The sequence below is a fragment of the Candidatus Methylobacter oryzae genome (assembly GCF_003994235.2).
Classification (GTDB): domain Bacteria; phylum Pseudomonadota; class Gammaproteobacteria; order Methylococcales; family Methylomonadaceae; genus Methylobacter_A; species Methylobacter_A oryzae.
Genome location: NZ_RYFG02000043.1, coordinates 1 through 3,101, shown reverse-complemented (window position 1 = coordinate 3,101; position 3,101 = coordinate 1). Strand labels below are relative to the sequence as shown.

Here is a 3,101-nt window from a genome sequence, read left to right as displayed (position 1 = left end):
GCAAAGCATTCGTTCATATCGCCATGATTAATTTGATGCTGACCAGGCTGTCCTCGGGGAAGGTATCAAACTTTTAAAACACGCACTAAGCTAGAGCCTTGCTATATAGTACGGAGCCAAAGAACTCCAAAAGAACAGAAGCTTTTAGAAATGGATATAAAGCGCCCCCATCAGCTCGCACTTTAAATTCGAGCTTTATGAACGGCATTTCTTATCCAGAATGGAAAAGACAAGATTGACAAACAAAGCAACCAAGCCAGTAACTGCTGATTATAAAATGTATACTCTAACGCGAACGGCAAACCTTCGAAGAAGCCCGGATGCTGTGCAATGAAATCATGCGCAGTCATAAATGCGGTGATTTCGCCTAATATTAGCGCGACAGCACCAACCCCTATCAAGCAAGCCAAAATGCGATCACGAGAGCTTAAAAAGTCTTCACCGATTAAACTGCTTAACACTAGAATCCGGTAATCCAAGCAACGCTGACGCCACCAGAGACAAAACACCAAACTGCACACTCCAAGCGCTGGAATAGCCAATTCCTGAACAGGAAAGCTCAAGTAACGGCCATTGAAAGCCAGGCTATAGGTCTTATAAAGCGCGAACAGCATGAAAAATAGGTAACCGCCTCTCAACCGACTCGCTAATTGCGAGTCATCGGGCGCGTCGACAAAAATATCATGGCAACGCTGGAGCAGCAGCCCTGCCAATGCGGTATTCGCGGCAACAACGGCCAACGTATAGACGCGTTGCCAAAGACTGTAACTGGCGTGCCATTGATAATCCGCCAGCGTAATCAGACAAACGCTAAAAGCTTGAGCCAATACCAGAAACGCCAGCAAACACGGCCCGGAAACGCTTTGCAGTCTTTTACCGTAAGCCGCGACAATCAGCAGCCATAGACCTGTTGTTAAAGCAAAATGCAGAGGCCAGGCAGGGTTTTCGTAAACCGGGCCGGTTAACGGGAAAACCGGTTTACGATCAGTCGACAATAACCCCCAATTGGCGCCGACGACACCCTCATAATCTACTTTCCACGGTTGATTGAAAGCCTCAATGATGTTGTAGTCGAATTTCTGGCGGTCAGCCAACTGAAGCAGACTGCGAATGAATTTAGCGGAATTGACGACACTGGGCACAGCCTGTCCGCGTTGACGGCCGACGCTCGGCCAGCCGGATTCGCCGATTAGAATAGGCTTGTCTTGCCCCATGCTGAGCGCTTTATCCTTAATTTGCCGGACAACTTTTTCAATATGAGCCGCAGCCTGTTCAACCGGAACGGGCTCGTCTTCCCAATAAGGCAATATGTGGATGGTAATAAAATCGACCTCGTTAATCAATTGAGGGTATTTCATGTAATTCGACCAAACATCGGCATAGGACACCGGCTGTTTTACCGCTTTCCTGACCTGCCGGATATAACCGATCAGGCTGTCGATACCCATGTCGCGGCGAAGCATTACCTCATTGCCGACGATGATGCGTTTGACCACGTCAGGATGGGCATTTACCGATTGGATCAGCGCCTCAATTTCTCTTTTATTATGGTCATGATCTGGTCCCAGCCAACCACCCTGAATCATGTTGATACCGTATTTACGCGCAATATCCGCCGTAGGCTCGCCTCCCAGAATCGCATAAGTGCGGACAGTGTAAGTTTTATCCGCCAGCAGCCGCAAATCTTCGTCGATATGTTCAGGCAATGGCGTTTTAAAGCCTTCACGAGACGATGCAAAAGATAGACTCATGATTTTACCGGCCGGCACATCGGCGCCAGCATCTTGCGGCTGGTTGACGAACCACTCGATAGTACCGTGAACAGTGATTACCAAAAGCAAACAAAGAAAGATATTAACTGCCTTCATACCTATAGAATTAGAGTTAACAAGTGAATCGGGGACTCTAACACATCTGCCGCTGCAAACATCCGAGTAACTAATCGACATCCGTTCAATGCTTGCTTCAAATTATTAATAACTGACAAAGCTATCGACGTGCTCAATCATCGTCATAATGGATATTAAAAAATCCCATATTAGACCCAACCCCACTCCCCACTACTTAATAATCCAGACGAAAGTTTCACTCTCGCTAATATGAGCAAGTAACTCATGCTCTTCTCATCGGTCAGCTTTAGAACTCTGTCGCGATTAGCTTTAGCATTCTTAGTAAGAGAATGTCCGATAGCAGGCAATATAAGCTCCCGATTTCAAAATTATAAATAGAGAATAGCCATATTGTTGGCAATCTATTTAGTTACCCTAGTAGTCAGTCATGATGAAGTACAAGGATAAAGCCGAGCCAGCTTCCGCCGTGCCTGTTGAGTAGTAAAACGCCAATTGACGGGGGTAGCCTTCACATTACGCTCGCGGACATTAGCTTCAACTTCACGGCGTAGACGCTCTTTGTCCGGTATCCGCTGCGACAAACAGCTATTTGACAAGACGGCTAATTCGATTTCGGCGATGTTCAGCCAGCTGCCGTGCTTGGGCGTGTAGTGGAACTCCAGCTTGCGTGCCAAAGTTCGCGCTTGCTCGGCGGGGAAAGCCTCATACAAGGACGCCACTTTATGGGTATTTCTTTGAGTGCCGCTTCAGGACCTTCTTCCACACAGCGTTGACGGGTTTTTGCCACCAGGGACGCTGAAACGTCCAGCGCCTGGATGATGTCCTTATCATGGAGGCCGGACGCGGCTTTTAACAAAATGCGAGCTCGCGTTTGGCTGCGAGCGGCGCTTTTACCTTTATGAACGAGGGCTTCCAACTGAAGCTTTTCTTCGTCGGTCAAATTGACTTTATATTTGATGGCTGCCATGACTAAACCTCACTACACCAAAGCCAATAACTATATCATATAGCTATCGCTTCACTTCAATATGACTGACTACTAGACAATAAAAATACCGAGGAAGTTTGAAAGACAAAATCGAACGCCGTAGAGGCTTTGCAGGCACTACATAAGCATTTTGCTACGCAGCGTTAAAGTGAAATAAAAAAGCCGCGATGGTTCGCGGCTTTTTCGGAATTAATTGGAGCGGGAAACGAGATTCGAACTCGCGACCCCAACCTTGGCAAGGTTGTGCTCTACCACTGAGCTAT

General features: G+C 47.3%; 2 protein-coding genes and 1 pseudogene. All 3 read right to left on the bottom strand.

Annotation, left to right across the window (positions count from 1 at the left end; all coding sequences use genetic code 11):
• Positions 1-182: 182 nt before the first annotated feature.
• A complete protein-coding gene (locus EKO24_RS06325) occupies positions 183-1,868 on the bottom strand; it encodes a glycoside hydrolase family 17 protein (RefSeq protein WP_127029365.1) in 1,686 nt (561 codons plus the stop codon).
• A 407-nt stretch (positions 1,869-2,275) separates the two neighbouring features.
• Positions 2,276-2,581: pseudogene (locus EKO24_RS06320) on the bottom strand (transposase); the annotation flags it as partial.
• Positions 2,473-2,817: a helix-turn-helix domain-containing protein gene (locus tag EKO24_RS06315; protein ID WP_127029367.1), complete on the bottom strand. Its 345-nt coding sequence runs from the start codon at positions 2,815-2,817 to the stop codon at positions 2,473-2,475. The pseudogene EKO24_RS06320 and the gene EKO24_RS06315, both read right to left, overlap by 109 nt.
• Positions 2,818-3,101 lie beyond the last annotated feature (284 nt).

Excerpts from the sequence above, each read along its gene's own strand:
- EKO24_RS06325 (WP_127029365.1), bottom strand. The coding sequence starts at position 1,868 with ATGAAGGCAGTTAATATCTTTCTTTGTTTGCTTTTGGTAATCACTGTT.
- EKO24_RS06315 (WP_127029367.1), bottom strand. The coding sequence starts at position 2,817 with ATGGCAGCCATCAAATATAAAGTCAATTTGACCGACGAAGAAAAGCTT.